This is a genomic window from Streptomyces sp. ATCC 21386 (assembly GCF_018728545.1).
Taxonomy (GTDB): Bacteria; Actinomycetota; Actinomycetes; order Streptomycetales; family Streptomycetaceae; genus Streptomyces.
In genome coordinates, this window is record NZ_JAAVVL010000001.1 from 7,745,882 (window position 1) to 7,767,904 (window position 22,023).

Below are 22,023 nucleotides of genomic sequence, written 5' to 3' on the forward strand. Positions count from 1 at the left end.
ACATTGTTGGTTCCGGCCAGATGACTCTCCGGCGGGGGAACAGAGGGCATCGACAGGCGGGGGGCGCGTGAACAGACATGTACGAGGGCGAGGCGCACCGGACAACCGGCCCTACTTCTTTCTGAGCTATGCCCACACTCCGTCCGGCCCCGACAGCGGGGACCCGGACCACTGGGTGTACACGCTCTACAAGGACCTGTGCGCCGACATCCTGGCCATCACCGATCTGCCGGCGGGCACGCCCCCGGGCTTCATGGACCGGGAGATGCGCTCGGGAGAGGGCTGGCCCGTCCGGCTCAGCGACAACCTGGCGCACTGCCGGGTGTTCGTGCCGCTGTACTCCCCGCGGTACTTCAGCAGCGAGGCCTGCGGTCGGGAGTGGTTCGCGTTCAGCGACCGCATACGTCAGGCCAGGGACGCCGGGGCCGGCGACATCCCGGCGATCGTGCCGGTGCTGTGGAGTCGCGTCGGCATGGACCGGCTGCCCGAGTCCGTGCGCCACCTCCAGGTGGAGCGGAACGCGTTCGGGGAGCGCTATCTGGACCACGGGATCTACGGGTTGATCAAACTCAAGCGGCTGCGGGACGAGTACGACGAGACGGTGTTCACGCTCGCCCAGCGCATCGTGCAGGTAGCCGAGGAGTCGCCCCTGCCGTCGAGCACCCCGAGGCCCTTCGAGTCCACACCGAGTGCCTTCGCTCCGCCGGGCGACGGGCCGCGCCGTATCCATCTGACCGTGGCGGCACCCGCCCGTCACATGGTCCCGGAGTCCCGCAAGAACGGCCGCTATGGCGAGAGTTCCCTGCAGTGGAACCCCTACGGCGACGAGACTCCCCGGCCCATCGCCACGCTGGCGGAGGAACTGATCCGGTCGCTGGACTACCGGATCACCGTGTCCGACTTCGACAACGAGGATCCGACCACCGAGGACCTCGTGGCCGGCGGTTCCGACGAAGACCCCGAGGCCGAGGAGCCCGACCCCGGCCACCCGGCGATCCTGCTGGTCGACTGCTGGGCGGTCCTCGACGAGGACCGGCGGCGCAGACTCAAGGCGTTCGACGCCAACGCCCGCCCCTGGGTCGGCGCGATCGTCCCCTGGAACCACAACGACGAGGAGTGTCACGGCGCGGAAGGACGACAGGTCAAGGCGAAGCTGGAACGCACCCTCCCCCTGATCCTGGAGCGGGGGCGCCGGACCGACTGCCGGATCGCGGCCAACGGCGTGCCCTCGCTCCAGGTGTTCGCCGACGTGCTGCCGGCTCTGGCGGCGCACACGACCCGGCAGTACCTCAGGCACGCGCAGGCGCATCCGCCCGAGGGCCCACAGTTGCCACAGCCCCGTCTCATGGGCCCCACCTACCCGCAGCAGCCCGCCGCGGGTTCCGATCACGGAGGAGAAGCATGACGGCCGGGGAGCGTGGACGGATCATCACCTTCTATTCGTACAAGGGTGGTACGGGCCGCACGATGGCCCTGGCCAACACGGCGTGGATCCTCGCCGCGAACGGCAAACGGGTCCTGACGGTCGACTGGGACCTGGAGGCCCCGGGTCTGCACCGCTTCTTCGAGCCGTTCCTGGACCCGAACGTGCTCGCCGCCACCTCCGGCGTGATCGACATCATCACCGAGTACTGCTGGGCCGCGACCACCGGCGGGCCCCGGTCCGGGGCCTGGCACCGGGAGTACGCCCGTGTCGAGGACCACGCCATCTCGCTCGCGCCCGAGCGCCTCAACCTGGCTTTCCCGAAAGGCGGTTCGCTCGACTTCCTGTCGGCCGGGCGGCAGAACCGCGAGTACTCGGCGACCGTGTCGTCCTTCGAGTGGGACAACTTCTACGAGCGGCTGGGCGGGGGCCTGTTCCTGGACACGCTCCGCGAGGACATGAAGGCGTCCTACGACTACGTCCTCATCGACAGCCGGACGGGACTGTCCGACAACGCGGACATCTGCACCATCCAGATGCCCGACGTGCTGGTCGACTGCTTCACCCTCAGCGGCCAGGCGCTGGACGGCGCGGCCGCCGTGGCGCACAGCGCCGAGAAGGGGTACGGCAAGCGGTGGATCCGGGTGCTGCCCGTCCCGATGCGGGTCGACGAGGCCGAGAAGGAGAAGGCCGACGCGGGACGGGCCCTGGCCCGGCTGAAGTTCGAGGGGTTACCCAAAGGGGCCGACCGCCAGGACCTGGCGCCCGAGGAACTGAACACGTACTGGGGCAAGGTCGAGATCCCCTACCGCCCTTATTACGCCTACGAGGAGACCCTCGCTACCGTCGGCGACAAGAGCGGCAACGCGAACTCCCTGCTGTCCGCCTTCGAACGGCTGACCTCGGTGCTCTCCGACGACGAGGTCACCACACTGCCGCCCGTACCGGAACAGGCGCGGCTGCGCTGTCTGGAGGCGTTCACCCGGCAGTTGCCGCAGACCCAGGCCGTGGAGGTCCTGGTGGTCCACGCGGCGGAGAACCGTATGTGGGCCGAGTGGGTGGAGGGGGTGCTCAAGCGGTCCGGCTGCCGTGTCACCCTGCACGACGTGGCCCTCGGCCCTCCGGAGCCCCCGGACCCGGACACCCGCGTCCTGCTGCTGCTGTCGCACGCCTTCGACAAGTCCCGGCACGCGGGCAGAGTCCGCCAGGCCCTCACCACCGCCGCACCGAACGCCCCGACCGCCCTGCCGGCCCTGGCCCGCGTCGAGGAGGTCCGGCCGACCGGCGCCTACACCGAGGTGGTGGACCTGCACCGGCTCGGCGAGGCGGACGGCGCCGACGGACTCCACGAGATCCTGCGGCTGCGGGCAGAGCCCGGGGCCCCCGCCGGGTCGGACCCCAGGTTCCCGGGCCGGGCACCCGACATCTGGGACGCGCCCCAGCGCAACACCACCTTCACCGGCCGGAGCGTGATCCTCGACCAGCTCCGTGAACAGCTGCGCGGCGGCATCTCCGTCGTACTGCCGCGCCCCCAGGCGCTCTTCGGGCTCGGCGGTGTCGGCAAGACCCAGGTGGCGCTGGAGTACGTGCACCGCTTCATGGCCGACTACGACCTGGTGTGGTGGATCTCCGCCGAGCACATCGACAACGTCGTGGCCTCGCTCGCCGAACTCGGCGCCCGGATCGGCGCCCCCGGTGGCGAGGACATGGCGCTGGCCTGCCAGGAGGCCGTACGCATGCTGGGCCGGGGGGTACCCACCAAGCGCTGGCTGCTGGTCTTCGACAACGCGGACACCCCCGAGGAGCTCACCCGCTTCTTCCCCACCGGCGGCGGCGGGCACATCCTCGTCACCTCCCGGAACCAGGCCTGGGCGCAGCAGGGCGCGTCACTGCCCGTCGACGTGTTCCTCCGCCAGGAGAGCGTGGAGCACCTCTCCCTGCGGGCACCCGGCCTCAGCCCCGAGGAGGCCGACCGGGTGGCGGAGGCCGTGGGCGATCTCCCGCTCGCCGTGGAACAGGCGGCGGCCTGGCTCGCCGAGACGGCCACACCGGTCGAGGAGTACCTCAGCGAACTCGCCGAACAGACCACCCATGTGCTCGACCTCAACCAGCCCCCCGACTACCCCACCACGGTGGCCGCGACCTGGAACATCTCCATCACGCGGCTGCAGGAACGTTCTCCTGCCTCGGTGCGGCTGCTGCAGCTGTGCGCGTTCATGGCGCCCGAGCCGATATCGTCCCGCCTGCTCTACAGCAAGGAGATGCGGGACGAGCTGCGCAAGGTGGACCCCGCTTTCCAGGAGAGCCTGATGGTGGGCCGGGCCATCAGCGAGATCGCCCGGCTCGCCCTCGCGAAGGTCGACCAGGTCAGCAACAGTGTCCAGATCCACCGGCTGGTGCAGGCCGTCATCCGCTCCCAGCTCAGCGAGGAGGAGCAGCGGCACGCCCGGCATGTCGTCCACACCGTGCTCGCGGGTGCGCGGCCCGACGACGACGAACCCACGGACAATCCCGAGGACTGGCCGCGGTTCGAGGTGATATGGCCCCATCTGCGCGCCTCGGACATCCGTAACTGCGTGGAGGCGGAGCCCCGTCGGCTCCTCATCGACCGCGTCCGGTACATGTGGAAGCGCGGGGACTTCCCCGGCGCCCAGCGCCTCGCCGACGATCTGCTGGCGCACTGGAAGCCCGAACTGGGCGAGAACCACCGGCAGTACCTGTATCTGCGCTGCCAGCTCGCCAACGTGCTCCGTTCGCAGGGGCGTTACGTCGAGGCCGAGGAGATCGACCGGGATCTGCTGGACCGTCAGCGCCGCGTGCTGGGGCCCTCGGACGCCCATACGTACATCACCACGTCGTCCCTCGCCAGTGACTACGCGGCCCTGGGCGAGTACAGCAAGGCTGAGAAGCTGGCCCGCGAGGCACGGGAGGGCTTCAGCCGCACCTTCTACCCCTCGCACCCCCGGACCCTGAGCGCGGCGAACAACCTGGCGCTGGCCCTGCGCATGGTCGGGCGTTACGACGACGCGCGGGACATCGACCAGGACACCTACTTCCGCCGCAAGGACGTTCTCGGACCCGACCACCCCTACACCCTGTCGTCGGCCTCCAGCCTCGGCCGGGACCTGCGCGAGGTGGGCCGCTACACCGAGTCGGTCACGCTGCTGTCGGGGGCGTACGAGGCGCACAAGCGGGTGCTCGGCAAGGATTTCCCCGGCACGCTCAGCTGCGCGAAGTCGCTGGCCGTGTCGCTGAGGCGGGCGGGCGAGTTCAAGGACGCGCACCGCCTGACGCAGGCGACCCGGGACCAGTACCACGCGCAGTACGACGCCCACACCCCCGACTCGCTCGCCTGCGACCTGAACCTGGCCGCCGACCTGTATGCCGCCGACAAACGGGAGGAGGCGCGCCGGATCGCGCTGGAGGCGCTGGCCGAGTACCGCAAGGTACCGGGCGAGGAGCATCCGTACACCCAGGCCGCGCTGAACAACCTGGGCGTCTACCACTGGGGCTGCGGCGACGCGGAGGAGGCGGAGAAGGTGTTCCTGCGGGTGATGCTCCGCATGGTCGAGGTGCTGGGCGACCACCATCCCCACACGCTCTTCTGCCGCACCAACTACGCCAACGTACTGGCCGAGCAGGGCCGCGCGGAGGAGGCGTGGGTGCTGGAGGAGCCCGCCCGCGAGGCCCTGACGGAGGTGCTCGGTGAACACCATCCGGAGGCCCTCGCCGTGGTCGCCAACTCCACGCTGACGCTGCGCGCGCTGGGCCGGGTGACAGAGGCGGACCGGCTGCGCGAGCAAGTGGTAGCCGAACTGGCCAAGCTCAGGCGGCAGTTGGGCGAAGGCAGCGGTGTCACCCAGCTGGTGGCACAGGGTCGGCGGGTCTACCGCGACCTGGAACCCCTGGCGGTGTGACGGCCCCGTGCACGGGGCCGCGCGCAGGTCGGACCGGCGGGGCCAGGGACAGCAGCGTGCCCCGCTGGAGCCAGCTGAGGACCTCCGGCAGGGCGCGGAGCGAGGCGAAGTGGGCGGCGGCGGGTTCGAGGACGGCGGTGGCGCGGGGGACGCGGTCGGCCAGCCAGGAGGAGTGGGCGGCCGGGGAGAAGACGTCCTTCGCGCCGTACCAGAACAGCACCGGCACCCGTATCTCGCCGGGCTCGAACCCCCAGGGGGAGGTCAGCGCGAGGGCGTCGTCGATCCATCCGTAGGGTGAAGTCCGCACCGCCTCCTGATAGTTGCGCAGCAGCATCGCCCGGATGCCGTTGTCGGAGACGATCAGCCGGTCCTCGTCGGTGAGGTCGTCGCGCAGTTGCTCCAGCAGCCGCGCGGGGTCGGAGCGGATCGCCGCGGAGCGTGGGATCAGCCGGGCGGTGAAGCCCTGGGGGTCGGTGTGCGCGGATTGGAACTCATGGACGTTGGAGGGGGCCATCCCGGCGTACCAGTCGAGTCCGGCGGCGTCCTGCGGCGCCAACGTCACCAGCGCCGCCGCTCGCGTCACCCGGTGCGGCAGCAGTGCCGCGCAGGCCAGGGCGTGCGGGGCGCCGCCGGAGCGGCCCACCACGGCGAAGCGGTCCACACCCAGCGCGTCGGCGACGACGGTCACGTCCTCGACGGCGTCGACGACCCGGCGGCCGGGTCTGCGGTCGGAGCCCCCGTACCCCGGTCGGTCGTAGCTGATGAGCCGGGTCCCCCGCTGGTAGAGGAACATCGGCCGCGGCCGGGGGCCGACCCGGCTGCCGGGCATGCCGTGGAACAGGAAGACGGGCCGCCCGGCCGGATCCCCCGAACACTCGACCCTCAGCAACCGCCCGTCGGGCGCCCGGACATGGGTCGGTGCCCGTGCCAGGTCATACACAGCGCTCCCCTCCCTCGGCCCGCGGGCCGAGAACACGCTGCCGGAAGATTTCCCGGCCGCCCACCCCACGAAACGAACCGCGCCGGCGCTCCTCTCCCCCGGGGACGGGCACGCGTGCGTGCGGCTCGCACCCCACAAGCACCATGCCCGACGCGTGTCTTGACTTCACCATGCCTTCACGTCAGATTCGAGGCTTCGCACACAGCCCGGGGGCGTACGGGAGCGTTGCCGCCGGGGGATCAGCACCGCCACCCGTCCCTTCGCGAGGCTGGAGCGTCCCGCATGTCCATGAGCGCGGATCCTGAGAGACGTACGGGGGCCGAGGGGGGCCCGAGTCGGCGGCGGGTGCTGGGGACGGCCGCGGGCGCGGGGGCCGCGATCGCCGCGGGCGGGGGGCTCGCGGGGACCGCCGTCGCCGCAGCGCCGCCCCTGCTCGGCACCTACGACGTGGTCGTCGTCGGTTCCGGCGCGGCCGGGATGACCGCCGCGCTCACGGCGGCGAAGCAGGGGCTGAGTTGTGTCGTCGTGGAGAAGGCGCCGACCTTCGGCGGGTCGGCGGCGCGCTCGGGCGCCGGTATCTGGCTGCCGAACAACAGCGTGATCAAGGCGGCGGGGGTGCCGGACACCCCGGCCAAGGCGGCGCAGTACCTCGCGGCCGTGGTCGGGGACGACGTGCCCGCCGACCGGCAGAAGGCGTTCCTCGACCACGGGCCCGCGATGCTGTCGTTCGTCATGGCGAACAGCCCGCTGAGGTTCCGCTGGATGGAGGGGTACAGCGACTACTACCCCGAGCTGCCGGGCGGGCTGCCGAACGGACGGTCCATCGAACCGGACCAGTTCGACGGCAATCTGCTGGGGGCCGAGCTCGCGCGGCTGAATCCCGCCTATCTGGCGACCCCCGCCGGGATGGTGGTGTTCAGCGCCGACTACAAATGGCTCGCGCTGACCGCCGTGAGTGCGAAGGGGCTGGCCGTCGCCACCGAGTGCCTCGCCCGGGGCACGAAGGCCGCCCTGCTCGGGCAGAAGCCGCTCACCATGGGGCAGGCGCTGGCGGGCGGGCTGCGGGCCGGGCTGCTCGGCGCCGACGTCCCCGTGTGGCTCGACACCCCGCTGACCGACCTGTACACGGAGAGCGGGGCGGTGGAGGGAGTGGTCGTCAGCAGGAACGGCTCCCCCGGGCTCGTCCGCGCCCGCCGCGGCGTCGTCGTCGGCTCCGGCGGCTTCGAGCACAACGCGGCCATGCGGGCGCAGTACCAGGAGCAGCCCGTCGGGACACGGTGGACGGTGGGGGCCAAGGAGAACACCGGCGACGGGATACGGGCCGGTCAGCGGGCCGGTGCCGACGTCGCGCTGATGGACGACGCCTGGTGGGGACCGGCCGTCGACACCCCGGGCCAGGCCTGGTTCTGTCTCGCCGAACGCACGCTGCCCGGTGGGCTGTTGGTCAACGGGTCCGGTGCGCGGTTCGTCAACGAGGCCGGCCCGTACAGCGACGTCGTCCACACGATGTACGAGAAGGACACCTCGTCCGCCTCCCACATCCCGGCCTGGCTGATCGTCGACCAGAACTACCGCAACCGGTACCTGTTCAAGGACATCGCGCCGACCTTCCCGTTCCCCGACGAGTGGTACGACGCCGGGGCCGTCCACAAGGCGTGGACGCTCGACGCGCTGGCCGGCGCGATCGGCGTACCGGCCGCCGCCCTCCGCTCCACCGTCGACCGCTTCAACTCCCTCGCCCGGCAAGGGGACGACAGCGACTTCGGGCGCGGCGACAGCGTGTACGACCATTACTACACGGACCCGTCCGTGCGCCCCAACTCCTGCCTGGCACCCCTGTGGTTGCCGCCCTACTACGCCCTGCGCATCGTCCCGGGCGACCTCGGCACCAAGGGCGGGCTGCTTACCGACGCCCGCGCCCGCGTCCTGCGCCCGGACGGCACGGTGATCCGCGGCCTCTACGCGGCGGGCAACGCCAGCGCGGCCGTGATGGGCCGCAGTTACGCGGGCGCCGGGTCGACGATCGGACCGGCGATGACCTTCGGGTACGTGGCCGCACTGGACCTCGCCGGGAAGCTGTAGCCGCGCACTAGCCGAGGGCGGCGTCGAGCCTGAGGTCGATCCACGGGATCGTGTCGCCGTCCAGCAGATAGCGCTCGGTCTCCACGAAACCGTGGTCGAGCGCGAACCGCAGGCCGTCCTCGTTCGAGGAGAGGACGCAGGTCTCGATCGTCCGGGCGCCCAGTTCCCGCGCCCGCCGCACGGCCCGACCGTACAGCTGCTCGCCGAACCCCCGGCGCCGGTGTTCGGCGAGCACGCGCGCGATCACTGTGGCCGTGGCGCCGTCCCCCTCGGGCGGCCGGACGGTGGAGTTGCCGACGAGGACGCCGTCGACGTACGCGAGTTCGAGATGGTTGCGTACGGCGCGCTCCCGGACGTCGTCGAGGGAGAGGATGTGGGCCGGGATGATCGTGTTGTGGACGTGCCGCCAGGCTTCGAGTTCCTCGTCCCCGGCCGCACCGTCCACGCGCTTGATGTCGAGGTCGGTCACGGCGTCAGCCTAGACAGAGTCCTGGGTCGGGGACATCGGCTTTGTTCGCTCGTCTTCGCCCGCTCGTCTCCGCCTACTCGTCGAGGAGTGCGTACGCACGTACCGGGAAGGTACCCATGCCCTCGACCGCCGGGGGCGCGGCGAAGAAACGGAAGCCCTGCGGGGGCAGTTGCTCCAGGCCCCGCAGGTGTTCGACGACGGCAACGCCGGCGGCGAGGAGACCGGTGTGGGCCGGGCGGGTGCCGTCGTCGGTGTCGTCGATGTTGAGGGTGTCCATCCCGACGAGGACGGCGCCCTGCTCCACCAGCCAGGCCACGGCGTCGGCGGTGAGGTAGGGGTGGCCGTGGCCGTACCGGTCGGTGCCCCAGTGCCGGTCCCAACCCGTATGGATCAGCACCGCCCGGCCGCTCACCTCGTACGGCAGCAGCGCCGCCCGGTCCACGGCCCGGCCGCGGTCGGCGACACCCTCGACGCGCACGACGACTGCGTCGAGGTCGATCAGCCGGTCGAGCGGCAGGCCCGCGAGGTCCTGACCGTCGTCGAAGCGGTGGTGAGGGCTGTCCACGTACGTGCCGGTGTTCGACACCATCGAGATGCGGCCCATGGCGAACTCGGTGCCGGGCGCGTAGATCTCCCGTGACGCCTCACGGGTGAGGTGCTCGCCGATCTCGGGGCCGGGGAGCCCGGGATAGGTGATCATCCCGTGTCTGATGGGGTGGCTGAGATCGACGATCCGCCGTTGCCTGTTGCTCATGCCACGCATCTTCCCTGTAGCGCCACTTCACCACAAGCAAGAGTTACTGAAGCAGTACTACAGTGAGGCTTATGGAACTGGATCCCCGTCGGCTGCGTGTCCTGCGCGCGGTGGCGATGCGCGGCGGTGTGGTGGACGCGGCGAAGGTGCTGCATCTGACGCCGTCGGCTGTGTCGCAGCATCTGGCGCAGCTGGAGCGGGAGGTGGGGCAGCCCCTGGTGGACCGGTCGCGGCGCCGGGCGGGGCTGACCCCGGCGGGGCGGTTGCTGGCGGCGCGGGCCGAGCGGATCGAGCGGGAGCTGGCGGAGGCCCGCCGTGAACTCAGCGAACTGACCGGGCGTTCGACGGGGCCGGTGACGGTCGCCGCGTTCTCGTCGGCGGTGTGCCATCTGCTCGTCCCGGCCCTCACCGCCCTCGCCCGGACCCACCCGGAGCTGGCGCCGAGAGTGGTGGAGGCGGAGGGCCCGGACGCCCTGCGCGAGCTGCGCACCGGCGGCCTGGACCTGCTGGTCGTCGAGTACGACGGCGACGACCCCGACCCGCACGAGCAGTGGCCCGACCTCGCGTCCGCGGCGGTCGCCGACGACGAGTACCGCGTGGTCACCCCGGCCGACTGGTCACCACCGCCCCGCTCGGTCAGGGACCTGGCCGAGCGGCCCTGGGTCACCGCCCCGCCCGGCACGGCGTGCGGCAGGGCACTCGCGCGCATCTCCGCGCAGTACGCCTTCACTCCGCGCCACGCCCACACCGCCCTGGAGTTCCCGACCTCACTGGCCCTGGTGCGGGCGGGCCTCGGCGCGGCGGTGGTCCCCACCCTCGCCCTCACCGACGCCCCTCCCGCGACCGTGGCCCTGCCCATGGTCCCGGTAGCGGGCCACCGCCGCATCGCCGCCGTCTGGCCCGCCTCCCCCTCCGGCCCGCAGCCCCGGACCTCGGCCGTGGTCGAGGCCCTCCGCAGGTCGGCCGAGAACTTGGGGCTCACACCTGCGCCGTGACGGGGTGTGGGGTCGGGAGGGGCGCGATTTTCGCGAGGGGCGTGGGGCGCGACTGGGGCAGCTTCGGGCACAGCCGCCCGGCAGCTCGGCAACGCCCTTGAGCACAACGCCTAGCGGGTGGACCCGGCGTGCTCCCGTACGCCCGCCTCGCTCGCCGTCCCGGCCTCGCGCTCGGTCCGCTCGGCGTCCTTCCTGGCGAACCCCCACCGGCCCGGCAGGACCGCGAAGACGATCAGCGTTCCGACGGCCATGATGACGCCGCCGACGAGGCTGGTCTGGGCGACGCCGTGGGCGAACGCCTGGTGGACGGCGTCCACGACGGCCTGGGCCTGCTGAGGTCCCGCGGACGGTTCCTGGGCGATGCGCTCGGCGACGGCCAGGCCACCACCCACCGAGTCCTTGGCCGTCTCCATCGCCTCGGCCGGGAGCCGGTTGCCGACCAGGTCGGTCAGCTCGTCCCGGTAGGCCGTGCCCAGCAGCGAGCCCAGGACCGCGATACCGAGCGCACCGCCCAGCTCCAGCGCGGTGTCGTTGGCACCGCCGCCGACGCCCAGCTCGGACTCGGGGAAGGAGTCCATGATCGTGTCGGTCGCCGGGGAGACGCTCAGTCCGATCGCGAAGCCCAGCATCATCATCGGCGCCAGGAAGTCGCCGTACGTCGAACCCTTGTCGATCTGGGTCAGCAGGAAGACCCCCGCCGTACCGATGACCATGCCGGTCACGACCATCGCTTTCACGCCCAGCCGCGGGGTCAGCTTCCCGGTCACCACGGCCCCGAGGAACACCGCTCCGGCCAGCGGCAGCAGCCGTACACCCGTGTCGAGCGCGTCGTAGCCGAGGACGAACTGCAGGAACTGGGTCGAGTAGTAGATCGCGCCGAACGTACCGAAGAAGAAGAACAGCACCGCGAGCATCGAGCCGCTGAAGGGCCGCAGCGTGAACTTGCGGACGTCCAGCATCGGGTGCGGGTGCCGCAGCTCCCAGGCGACGAACGCGACCAGTCCGACACCGGCGACCACGGCCGCGGTGACGGGGCCGGCACCCCAGCCGAAGTGCGGGCCCTCGATGGCCGCGTAGACCAGGGAGCCGACGGAGACGATCGACAGCAGACCACCGACGTAGTCGATGCGGCCCATGCCCTCCGCCTTCGACGGCGGCACCAGGGCGAGCGCGCCGATGACGGCGACGAGGGCGATCGGCACGTTGATCAGGAAGGTCGAGCCCCAGGCGTGGTCCTCCAGCAGCCGGCCGGCGACCAGCGGTCCGACGGCTATCGCCAGGCCGGAGGTCGCTGTCCAGGCGGTGATGGCCTTGACGCGCTCGCTCCGGGGGAAGGTCGCGACCAGCAGGGACAGCGTGGCCGGCATCACGACCGCGGCACCGACGCCCATGATCGCGCGGGCCGCGATGACCAGCGAGGTCTCGTCGACCATGCTCCCCATCACCGAACCACCCGCGAAGACGAGCAGCCCCAGGACCAGCGCACCACGCCGGCTGTACTTGTCGCCGATCGAGCCCAGCACCAGCATCAGCGCCGCGTACGGGACGGTGTAGCCGTCGACGACCCACTGCAGATCGCTGCTGCTCAGACCCAGGTCGGTGGTCATGTCGGGGGCGGCGACGATCAGCGACGTGTTCGCCATCACCACGATCAGCAGGCTCAGGCACAGCACGAGCAGCGCCCACCAGCGCCGCGCGTACGGCCCGGTCATCTTCTCCACGGGGGTGTTCGCGAGGAAGGGCATCGGAAGCTCCTAAGAGGACGGGGCGACGAGCGGAAGCACTTAATTGCTCATCGATGTGCATGTTATTTTATTGCCCGTCGATGAGCAAATATCGCGTCGCCCCTTCTCCCGCCCGCCCCGAGGTACCGCTGTGACCACCCACCGAGCACCGCCACCACCGACGCCGACGCCGTCGCCGTCGCCACCCGCATCGATACGCCGCCGTGCTCACGCCCCGGCCCGGGCTCCCGCCCCACAGCGTCGTGACGCGCGCGCCACTCGGGCACGGGTGTACGTCCACTTCGCCGGCCGCGCCGCGCTCGTGGAGGGCCTGGCCATCGAGTCCCAACTGCTGACCCTGCTCGACTGCGTGAGCCGTGGCATCTGGTCCGACGACGGCACCGGTGCCGCCACCGCCGCCCTCATCACCGCCGGAGTCGCCCCCGACACCGCCGCCGCGAAGGTCGCCCACGTACGCGGGACCGGGTCGCCCCCGAGCCCTTTCTGAAACCCCGGGTCCGTGCCCTACTCACACGTCGGGGCCGACCGGGTAGTCGCGCAGGTACACGGCCCCCGTGATCGCGCCGCGGAACATCCCGGCCGGGTACGTCGGGTCAGGCCTCGTCGGCCGGGGCCGCGCGCATCGCCGACGCGACCTCCTCGACCACGGCACTCGCCCGCTTCTCCGGTACGCCGGCCGCGATGAGGATGGCCGTGGCGATACGGTGCCCGGCGTCCTCCAGCGCACCGGTGTTGACGGACTCCAGCAGGGAGACGTGCATCGCTTCCAGTCCGGCGCTCAGCACAGCGGGGGGCAGATGGGAGTGGAAGACACCGTCGCGCTGCCCGCGCTCCAGGATCCCGGTGGTGGCCTCACGGGCCGGGGCGAGCACTTCGGCGACGCGTTCGGAGCCGAGGTCCCGCCGGGCGAGTGCCAGCAGCATCCGGTAACGGTCGCCCACGGGCCACATCCGGAACACGAACCGCGCCAGTGCCCGCTCGGCCGATTCCTCCGGCTCCTCCGCCCCTGCCGCCGCTCCCTCCCCGGCCCCGGCCTCCACCGTGCTCCGCAACGTCTCGGCGGCTTCCTCCGCGAGCGCCTCCAACAGGGCCGCCCGCCCCGGAAAGTGACCGAAGAGCGTGCGCCGGACGACTCCTGCGGCCCGCGCCAGCTCCTCCAGCGTGACATCGGGGTTCCGCCCCAGCTCCTCACGGGCCGTGGCCAGAATGCGCGCCCGGTTGGACCGCGCGTTACGACGCAGCGGCTCGCGGGCCACGGGCTTGGTCACAGAGAACCTCGAAGGACTCGAAGGAAGCGAAGGACTCGATGGAATCGGAAGGTGGACCGAGTTGACGGAGGTGACGGAGGCGAAGGAGGTGACGGAGTTGAAGGGATCGTCGGGTGCCGAGGAAGGGGCAGGGCGACCCATTTTGTCACGCTGAGCCGGAGTCCCCACCCCGTCTCCCGCCTGTCTGGCTCGCAGGCCGCAAGTGCCCCCGGCCGGAGGGCATTTCGTGAGATCTACGGGCGAGCCGGTCCAGGCTCTGGCAGGCAGCCCCCACCGCCCACTGAGGCCACCCGCTACAACGGGTCACAACATGGCGACACAGGGGTTGCCCCACCACCGCCACGCGCATGATGCTGCCCTGACAACCGCCTCACAGGGAGCCCCATGCGCCGCACCGCAAACGTCCTGATCGCCGCCAGCCTGCTCCTCGTCGCCTGCGGCACCAGCGACGACACGACCGCCTCGACCCCCAGCAGCACCGCTCCCACAGGGGACGAGGCACGCTACGACGAGATCTGGAACGCCCGGAGCCCCGGGATGCAGGCAACGGTGTGCAAGCTGCTGGTGGCGGACGACGCGAAGGGCGCCGGCGATCTGCTGCGCGAAACCCTCGACGACGCGTCGGTGGACCTGGATGCGCTGACCGCGTACATAGGCGACAAGAAGTGCTGAGAAGGGACGGCCGCACGCTTCGGCGCCCGAGCCTCCGTCATGTAACCGTATCCGCCGTGCAGTTGTAGGCACGGAGCACCGAGTTGCTGCTGGCGTTCGCACCGCTCAGGAAGACTCGAGAAGCGCCGTCTCCAGCAGTTCGGCGGCCACCCGCCGAGCGGGCTCCCCCGTCTGCTCGGCCATGCGCCGGAAAATCCCTTCTGCCGAGCGGGCGGGCCAGTTCGGGGGCAGGTGCCGGGCGGGCAGCCGGGGATCCGTGCGAATGATCCCCAGCCACTCGGCCACCAGACGCAGGTGGGTGGCCAGCGGGTCGCCGGAGTGATCTCCGAGGTGGGTGATCCAGCGCTTCTCGAAGGCGGCATAGCGAGCCGCGACGGTTTCCAGGTCCCACGTGTCGCGGATCATCACGTCGATGTCGGTGGCGGCGTCGGCGCGCGCGTGGAAGATCTTGACGTGGGCGGCGATGCCCAGCTCGTTGACGATCTCGGAGATGTCGACGTCACCCGGGGCGATCCACAGCCCGCTGTAGAGGGGGCCGAAACCGGCCCAGGTGAGCCGGGAGCGCAGGTCGTGCCGCCGGTGCCGCCAGGCTTCGGGCAGCGAGAAGCCGAGCAGGGTCCAGGTGCCGTCCCAGTCGTCGTTGACCGCGCTGGTGTGCCAGAGTCGCTTCCGCCCTTCGTGAAGGATCTGCGCAGCGTGCGGGGTCAGACCGAAGTACATGCGGCGCCCCTGCCGCCGACGCTGGAGCAGGCCGCGGTTCACCATGCGGGTGAGGGTGGAGCGGACGGCGTGCTCGCCGACTCCCACACGTCCGAGGACGTCGATGATGCTGCCCGAGTACACGCACAGCGGGCCCTCTTCCAGGACATGGTCGCCGAAGAAGGCGAGTAGCAGCGACTGCGGGCGCAGTTGTGGACTGCCGGGCGCGGTCGGCGCGACACCGAGGTACCCGTCATACGGGTCGGAAGAGTTCATCTCGGAGAGTGTCACGTCGGCAAGGGTAAGGCCGCCCACCGTGGGCATAGCGGGCGGCATGGCGTGGTGTCAGGACCGGTACCGGTCGGGGTGGACGATGCGTCCACGGCGCCGAGGCGACGGTCCGATGCCGAGCGGGTGTGCTGAGCGGCTACCGCGGCGGCGACGGGGCGACGGGGCGACGGGGCAGGAAATTGTCATCAGAACAGGCTGAAATGCCGTACTTTGCCGTTCGGTGCGCGCCGCCACGCCGTCCGTCGATAATGGGGTGCCAACGCCTGCGGCACTCGCGGTGTTCTGACCGGAGTCGGCCGGCGCGTCGGCCGTCGGGGGCGTCGCGGCCGACCTGAGGGGTGGCAAGTGATTCGGGTGCTCGTGGCCGACGACGAGGCATTGATCCGCGCCGGGGTCCGGTTCGTGCTCGATGTCGCCGATGACATCGAGATCGTGGCCGAGGCGGACAACGGTGCCGGCGCCGTCGAACTCGCTCGCAAGCACCTCGTCGACGTGGCACTGCTCGACATTCGCATGCCCGGCGTCGACGGGCTGGCCGCGGCCGCCGAGATGAGAACGGTGGCACCTCGGACAAGCGTGGTCATGCTGACCACCTTCGGCGAGGAGGAGTACGTCACCCGGGCCCTGCGCTGCGGCGCTGCGGGGTTTCTGCTCAAGGACACCCCGCCCGACGACCTGATCAGGGCTGTCCGGGCGGCGGCCGCCGGTGAGCCCGTCCTGTCGCCCCGGGTCACCAAGCAGTTGATCGATCGCCACGTCAACCGCGACGTGAGCCAGGCCGACGAGGCGCGGCGCCGTGTCGCGGCTCTGACCGACCGCGAGCGCGACGTGCTGTGCCTGCTGCGTGAGGGCTGCTCGAACGCTGAGATCGCCAAGGCGCTGCTGATGAGCGAAGGCACCGCCAAGTCTCACGTCAGCCGCATCCTCTCCGTCCTTGGCTGCACCAACCGGGTCCAGGCGGCGATCCTTGCGCACGACGCCGGAGTTCTTCCGCCCAGCAGCCGTTCCTGATCCGCCTCGTCGAGCCCACGCCAAGCATCGGCTTGCCGGGTTCCGCCTACGACCTCCCCAGCTCGTCCTTCTGTGCGAGCCTGCCGTGTTGGAAGCAGAACCGGAACACGTGCCCGAAGCCCTCGGCCAGCGCGTACTCGCACGTGGTGCCGGCCGGCGCCGCCGGTTGCTCTGCCTGGCTCACTGTGCGGGCGGTCATGTTGTCGCCGCCGGTCAGCTCGCGCACTCTGTGCTGGGTGTCGCCGATCTTGATCTGCCGGTAGGTGTGCGGCGCGACGGCGGACTGGAGGTAGTCGTAGACGCTGAAGCCGAGGCCGCCGCAGACCGCAACGGCCGCTCCAGTGAGGGCGAGGAAGGCCTTCTTGGTCTTCCGTCGTGATGCGTCGTGGTGGGGCCCGTCCTCGGCCCCGGTACGGGAGGGGAGCATCTGCCGGTCCGCGGGGGCGGATCGATCGATGGTCGGGCTCATGGTGCCGGGGCTTTTATGGCGCAAGGGGAGGGTGGCGGTGAGGGCGTGGTTGCCGGTGATCGGGTCTGTGCCGGCGGTGAAGTCGCCGCCGGCCAGGCGGGCGCGTTCGCGCAGGCCGGCCAGTCCCAGGCCGCTGCTGGGCGGTGGGACGGCGGGCGGGCGTGCGACGTTGCGTACGTTGATGGTGAGTTGTTCGGTGTCGACGGTGACGGTCAGCCGTGTGGGCGCGCCCGGGGCGTGTTTGTGCACGTTGGTGAGGGCTTCGCGCACGATGCGGTTGACCGCTCGGCGGATGCCGATGTCGGCGTCGGTGAGGTCGTCGCCGCGCCAGGACAGGGTGATGGGCAGGCCCGCATGCTGGGCTTCGGCGACCAGGTTGCTGACATCCTCGCGTGTGCCGACCGCCGATTCGGTGCCGTCCGGTGGTTCGGCGCCGTCGAGGCGCAGGATGCCCAGCACGGTGCGGAGCTCGTCGAGTGCGGTCCGGGAGGTGGTCCGTAGCAGGTCGGCCTGCTCGTTGACCTCGGGGGCCGCGGTGCGGGTGCGCATCTCCAGGGCCCCGGCGTACATGACGATCAGGCTGAGCCGGTGCCCGAGCAGATCGTGCATCTCGCCGGCGATGCGCGCCCTTTCCTGCATCCGGGCCTGCGACTCGCCGAGCAGGTTGGCGCGTTCCAGCAGGGCGTTGCGTTCGTGCAGGGCATCCATGGCCAGGGCTCGCTCCCCCTGCCGCATGCCGATGGCGCCCGGCAGTACCACCAGCAGCACATTGCTGACGACGATGCGGCCGACATCCTCCGGGTCAACCGTCAGCCCGGCGAGGTCGACGAGGTCGGCCGCGGATTGCACGCCGGTGGCGAGCGCCAAGGCGGCCACGGCGAGGCGGGTTTCCGCGACCTGGCGGCCCACCGCATAGGCGAGCATCACGCTCACCGGCCAGATAAAAGCCGACAGGGTCGTGCTCTGCAAGATCAACGCCACTGTCGCGACGCCGGTCCCGGCCAGCAGTGAGGTGATCGGCCAGGTGAATCGGCAGAGCAGGGCGACCGCGGCGGTCAGCAGGCCGATCGCTGTTGCGGGCTGCCCGGGCACGTTGATGACGGCCGTGACGATCGCCGTGGCGGGCAGGAACAACCACCACGCCAACAGCAACCGTCCCTGTCGTGTCAGGTGTTGCCAGGTCGTCACCGCCTCGGCGGTGACGACCTCGGCGAGTTTCGCCCAACCAGCCACGACACCTCCACGACGACGGCGGTGGCCGCCGAGCCGGGCGGTCGACCGACCGATGAGCGCAGCCGTGTCCGGGCCACGCCGGCCGGGGTCACCAGCCACAGCAGTGGAGCGGTGATGACCGGCAGCAGGTGATCGGCGCCGACCGTACCCGAGGACGGGGGCCGTGGTCATCGTATCCGGGCCCGGCCAGGGCCGACCTCGTTCGGGCGAAGGGCGAACGGGCCCTGACACGCCGCGTCTCACCGGACGAACTTCGCCAGTTTGGTGGTGCTGTTGAGCAGGTACTCCAGCGGTCCGCGGCGGAAGAAGCGCGACCAGACGGTGGCGAACAGGATGGCCCCGGCGATGAACCCGAGCAGCGTCGCCAAGGTGTATCTGGCGCCTTCGGGCAGCATGGCGTAGGCAGCGACGTGGGCGACGTAGAGCGTCAGGGACATGGTGCCCACGGCGATGAGCGGGCTCGCCAGCCGACGCAGCCACGCCAACCGGGCCATGGCCACGGTCGCGCAGACGAGCACGGTGATCGCCACGCCGAGGCCGCCGATGATCTCGAAGGTCGTACCGCTGTGCGGCTCGGCTCCCAGCAGCGACACGGCCATTTCCGCGCTGTCCGTAACCTTGTTGTTGATGTAGTCGAAGGCCGGCGATCCCGGTCGCAGGGATTCGATGGACTTCGGATCCAGGTTCGCGAAGGCTTCCTTCAGAGCGCCCTTGTTTGCCTGAATGGGCGGGTACAGCTTTGCTGCCAGCCAGGCGGTGCCGTACCCGAGCGCGATCAGCGCGGGGCCGAGCGCGGCCAGCCGGCGTTGCACTGCGCCGGCGGCCAGGTCGAGCCTGGCCAGCGCCATGCCGGCGATCACGAACGGCATCCAGGTGATCGCGGGGTAGTTACCGTGGAGCAGCAGGCCCAACAGTCCGTCGCCGCCGAGCCGGGCGATCGGGTCGTACGCGTCGATGCTCTTCGCCCCCGACTCCCCCAGCAGCCACTTCAGGCCGAACGCCGCCTGCGGGCCAACGACCGCGAGCACGGCCGCGATGATCGCGAGGGTCCTGGCCCGCAGCCGTATCAGGGGCAGCGCCAGCAGGAAGTACACCCCGTAGAAGGCGAGAATCACCAGGATCCCGGTCTTGAGCATCGTCAGCGCGGTGCCCAGTGCCAGCAGGACCAGGGCACGGATCACGATCCGGACCTTCGCCTGCCGGCCGGCCAGGCCGGTCTTCGGCTCCCGGCGGCCGGCGATCAGCATCAGTGAGAACCCGGCGAGGGTGGCGAACAGGATCGACGACCGGCCCTCGGTCAGTTCCAGCAGCCAGCCGCCGAAGCCACCCACGTCCTCGGCAGGTGGGGCGACGTGGACCGCGAACATGCCGAACACGGCCAGCGCGCGGGCCAGGTCCACGCCGACCAACCGCCCCGCCGACGGCTGCTGTTCGACCACACCGGCGGGTTCAGCCGGTGCCCCGTGCCGCGGGGGTGGCGTTTCGTGCGAGATCTCTGTCTGAGTCATGCGCCCAACGTCGCCGGTCCGGTCCCCCCGACGCGTCTGCCGAGCTTCCGAACCACGCCCGCCGAATGGCAGAGGTCGCCGAGCCGATCGGCCATCACCAAGCACCTGTGAATCGGCCTCGCCCGGCGGGCCCGCCCAGGGTTCCCACACTCTGATCACGGCGGTGCTCTTCCAGGCTCTGCCGGCGGCATCGTCGCCGCCATCGCCGTCGAGGCCGGTGTCCGGTGCGGTACTCGTGCTCTGGATCGCCGTCGTTCTGATCGACCGTCATGCCAGGTGTGCGCGCCGACCACGACCCATGCCTCTCGCACGGGGCGGGCTACCGGCCCGGACGGAGGGGCTGCGAGGGCACGCTGCAGGCGCGTCTCGGCTCCTGCTGCGGCACCGGAGTCGCCCCCGGTGATGGCCGATCGGCTCGGCGTCCTCCGCCGTTCGTCGGGGCGTGGTCCGGAAGCTCGGCAGACGCGTCAGGGCGTCCGGACCGGCGACGTTGGGCGCATGATCAGAACATACGCGACCGCGTCGGTCGCCGCCCTGCTGGCCGCCCTCCTCACCCCGGCGGCGGCCCAGGCCGCCCCCGCCCCGAAGGAGAGCCGACCGGTCTACTCCTACGCCCATGCCGTCCGTAAGTCCGTCTGGGTGGACACCGGCCTCGACGGCGACGGCGACGGCAGGAACGACCGCGTCGCCGCCGACATCGTCCGGCCCCGCGAACCCGCCCGGCAGGGCCGCAAGGTCCCCGTCATCATGGACGCCAGCCCTTACTACGCGTGTTGCGGGCGCGGCAACGAGAGCCAGAAGAAGACGTACGACAAACGCGGGCGCGTCGACCGGATGCCGCTGTTCTACGACAACTACTTCGTTCCCCGCGGCTACGCCTTCGTCGGCGTCGACCTCGCCGGCACCAACCGCTCCGACGGCTGCGTCGACGTCGGCGGCCGCAGCGACATCCGGTCCGCGAAGGCCGTCATCGACTGGCTGAACGGCCGCGCAAAGGCCTACTCCAGCCGCCGCGGCGGCACCGCCGTCGAGGCGACCTGGACCAACGGCCGCACGGGCATGATCGGCAAGAGCTGGGACGGCACCATCGCGGGCGGCGTCGCCGCCACCGGCGTCAAGGGCCTGAAGACCATCGTTCCCATAGCCGCGATCTCCTCCTGGTACGACTACTACTTCGCCAAGGGGGCCCCGTTCTCCGAGTTCGGCCCCGACTGGCTGTCCTTCGCAGTGCAGAGCGACGACGCCTCCAGGCACTGTGCGGCCATGGAACGCAAGCTCATCGACGGGGCCCCGCGCAGCGGTGACTGGACGCCCCTGTGGACTGAGCGCGACTACGTCAAGGACGCGGCGAAGGTACGCGCGAGCGTGTTCCTCGTGCACGGGACGCAGGACCTCAACGTCCGCGCCCAGCACTTCGGGCAGTGGTGGGACGCCCTCGCGAAGAACGGCGTCGAGCGCAAGATCTGGCTCTCCCAGACCGGTCACGTCGACCCCTTCGACTTCCGGCGCGCCGACTGGCTACGTACCCTGCACCGCTGGTTCGACCACGAACTCCTCGGCTACGACAACGGCGTCGACCGTGAGCCCATGGCCGACATCGAGAGCCACCCCGACCGCTGGGCCACCTCGAAGCTCTGGCCGCCGCGCGCCACGCGCACCACCACCCTGTACCCGGCCACCGGCAGCCGGCCGGGCGTGGGGACCCTCGGCCTGAGCAAGGGCACCGGCACGGAGAGGTTCACCGACAACCGGGCGCGCGGCGAGACCGACTGGGCGGCACGGATCGGCAGCACGACGCCCGAGAAGGCCGGCTTCGTGACCACACCGCTCACCCGTGACCTGCGACTGTCCGGCTCCTCCAAGGTCACCGTCACCGCCACCCCGACCACGTCGACGGCCCACCTGTCCGCCGTCCTCGTCGACCTCGGCCCCGCCACCATCCGGGACTACGCCGACAAGGCCGAGGGCATCACCACCCTCACCAACCGCACCTGCTGGGGCAGCAGCACCAAGCAGGACAGCGCCTGCTTCAAGGCAACGCGGGCGAAGAAGAAGTCCGTCGACCACACCGTGTTCAGCCGCGGGTGGGCCGACCTCGGCAACCACGCCTCCGACCGCAAGGGCGTCCCGCTCACCCCGGGCAAGGCCCACACCATCACGCTCGACCTCGCGGCCACCGACCACGTCGTCCCCAAGGGCCACCGCCTGGCCCTGATCCTCGCTGGCACGGACAAGAACCTCATCGAACCGCCGTCCACCACCCCGACGCTCACCCTGGACCTGGCCCGTACATCGGTTCACGTCCCGCTCCTCGGCGGCGCCACCGCGTTCGCCCGCGCCACCTCGGGCGGCACCTCCGCTCCACCCGAGGCCACGGTCCTGGACGGCGTCCGGGCACCGCACACCGCCCAGCGCATCCCCGCCAACTGACCGGCTCGGGCGCCGACACCCACCGAGCCTTCCAGGGCCGCGGTGCTTGTTCTGAGAGGAAGCGCCGTCTGGCGCTGGGACGTTCGCTGATCACCATGGGGTCCCGGAAGGGGGCTG

Annotated in this window: 16 protein-coding genes; 8 read left to right on the forward strand and 8 right to left on the reverse strand. The window is 71.0% G+C overall.

All coding sequences use genetic code 11. The annotated features are described in order from the left end of the window. Positions 1 to 67: 67 nt before the first annotated feature. Together GWK25_RS33265 and fxsT are read left to right on the forward strand one after the other, a co-directional pair. On the forward strand, positions 68 to 1,405 hold the full coding sequence (locus GWK25_RS33265; RefSeq protein WP_215455262.1) for a TIR-like protein FxsC: 1,338 nt from the start codon (positions 68 to 70) through the stop codon (positions 1,403 to 1,405). Further along, positions 1,402 to 5,340: an FxSxx-COOH system tetratricopeptide repeat protein gene (gene fxsT, locus GWK25_RS33270; RefSeq protein ID WP_215455263.1), complete on the forward strand. Its 3,939-nt coding sequence runs from the start codon at positions 1,402 to 1,404 to the stop codon at positions 5,338 to 5,340. Before GWK25_RS33265 ends, fxsT begins: the two co-directional genes overlap by 4 nt. Here fxsT and GWK25_RS33275 read toward each other — a convergent pair. Further along, positions 5,279 to 6,280 carry an alpha/beta fold hydrolase gene (locus tag GWK25_RS33275; RefSeq protein WP_215455264.1) on the reverse strand — a complete coding sequence of 334 codons (1,002 nt, stop codon included), beginning with the start codon at positions 6,278 to 6,280 and terminating at the stop codon, positions 5,279 to 5,281. The two genes, fxsT and GWK25_RS33275, sit on opposite strands and share 62 nt — an antisense overlap. A gap of 288 nt (positions 6,281 to 6,568) precedes the next feature. Between GWK25_RS33275 and kstD the strand changes: the two genes are divergently transcribed. Beyond that, complete coding sequence (kstD, locus tag GWK25_RS33280; RefSeq protein WP_215455265.1) at positions 6,569 to 8,362, forward strand: 3-oxosteroid 1-dehydrogenase; 1,794 nt, start codon at positions 6,569 to 6,571, stop codon at positions 8,360 to 8,362. 7 nt (positions 8,363 to 8,369) lie between these two features. On the opposite strand, the gene GWK25_RS33285 is transcribed toward kstD, so the two are convergent. Beyond that, positions 8,370 to 8,831 (reverse strand): GNAT family N-acetyltransferase, encoded by a 462-nt coding sequence (locus GWK25_RS33285; protein WP_215455266.1) that lies wholly within the window; start codon positions 8,829 to 8,831, stop codon positions 8,370 to 8,372. A gap of 73 nt (positions 8,832 to 8,904) precedes the next feature. Then, complete coding sequence (locus GWK25_RS33290; RefSeq protein WP_251829146.1) at positions 8,905 to 9,585, reverse strand: cyclase family protein; 681 nt, start codon at positions 9,583 to 9,585, stop codon at positions 8,905 to 8,907. A gap of 71 nt (positions 9,586 to 9,656) precedes the next feature. Here GWK25_RS33290 and GWK25_RS33295 point away from each other — a divergent pair, with 71 nt between their 5' ends. Continuing rightward, a complete protein-coding gene (locus GWK25_RS33295) occupies positions 9,657 to 10,580 on the forward strand; it encodes a LysR family transcriptional regulator (protein WP_215455267.1) in 924 nt (307 codons plus the stop codon). A 110-nt stretch (positions 10,581 to 10,690) separates the two neighbouring features. On the opposite strand, the gene GWK25_RS33300 is transcribed toward GWK25_RS33295, so the two are convergent. After that, on the reverse strand, positions 10,691 to 12,325 hold the full coding sequence (locus tag GWK25_RS33300; RefSeq protein ID WP_215455268.1) for an MFS transporter: 1,635 nt from the start codon (positions 12,323 to 12,325) through the stop codon (positions 10,691 to 10,693). Between the two features lie 268 nt (positions 12,326 to 12,593). Between GWK25_RS33300 and GWK25_RS33305 the strand changes: the two genes are divergently transcribed. Next, the gene (locus tag GWK25_RS33305; RefSeq protein ID WP_215455269.1) at positions 12,594 to 12,812 is read left to right on the forward strand and encodes a hypothetical protein; all 219 of its coding nucleotides are present in this window, start codon (positions 12,594 to 12,596) and stop codon (positions 12,810 to 12,812) included. Between the two features lie 106 nt (positions 12,813 to 12,918). On the opposite strand, the gene GWK25_RS33310 is transcribed toward GWK25_RS33305, so the two are convergent. After that, positions 12,919 to 13,593, reverse strand: a complete 675-nt coding sequence (locus GWK25_RS33310) for a TetR family transcriptional regulator (protein ID WP_215455270.1) — start codon at positions 13,591 to 13,593, stop codon at positions 12,919 to 12,921. Positions 13,594 to 13,977: 384 nt separating this feature from the next. On the opposite strand from GWK25_RS33310, the gene GWK25_RS33315 reads away from it, so the two are divergent. Continuing rightward, complete coding sequence (locus GWK25_RS33315; RefSeq protein WP_215455271.1) at positions 13,978 to 14,265, forward strand: hypothetical protein; 288 nt, start codon at positions 13,978 to 13,980, stop codon at positions 14,263 to 14,265. Between the two features lie 105 nt (positions 14,266 to 14,370). Here the strand turns inward: GWK25_RS33315 and GWK25_RS33320 are convergent, their stop codons facing one another. Further along, entirely contained in the window at positions 14,371 to 15,240 is an 870-nt protein-coding gene (locus tag GWK25_RS33320; protein ID WP_215455272.1) for a PaaX family transcriptional regulator C-terminal domain-containing protein, read from the reverse strand. 360 nt (positions 15,241 to 15,600) lie between these two features. Between GWK25_RS33320 and GWK25_RS33325 the strand changes: the two genes are divergently transcribed. Further along, positions 15,601 to 16,266, forward strand: coding sequence for a response regulator transcription factor (locus tag GWK25_RS33325; RefSeq protein WP_215453096.1), 666 nt, complete (start codon positions 15,601 to 15,603; stop codon positions 16,264 to 16,266). Between the two features lie 46 nt (positions 16,267 to 16,312). On the opposite strand, the gene GWK25_RS33330 is transcribed toward GWK25_RS33325, so the two are convergent. Next, positions 16,313 to 17,968: a histidine kinase gene (locus GWK25_RS33330; RefSeq protein WP_308404375.1), complete on the reverse strand. Its 1,656-nt coding sequence runs from the start codon at positions 17,966 to 17,968 to the stop codon at positions 16,313 to 16,315. Positions 17,969 to 18,207: 239 nt separating this feature from the next. Continuing rightward, positions 18,208 to 19,476, reverse strand: a complete 1,269-nt coding sequence (locus GWK25_RS33335) for a DUF418 domain-containing protein (protein ID WP_215455274.1) — start codon at positions 19,474 to 19,476, stop codon at positions 18,208 to 18,210. A 498-nt stretch (positions 19,477 to 19,974) separates the two neighbouring features. On the opposite strand from GWK25_RS33335, the gene GWK25_RS33340 reads away from it, so the two are divergent. After that, the gene (locus GWK25_RS33340) at positions 19,975 to 21,906 is read left to right on the forward strand and encodes a Xaa-Pro dipeptidyl-peptidase (RefSeq protein WP_215455275.1); all 1,932 of its coding nucleotides are present in this window, start codon (positions 19,975 to 19,977) and stop codon (positions 21,904 to 21,906) included. Positions 21,907 to 22,023: the final 117 nt, after the last annotated feature.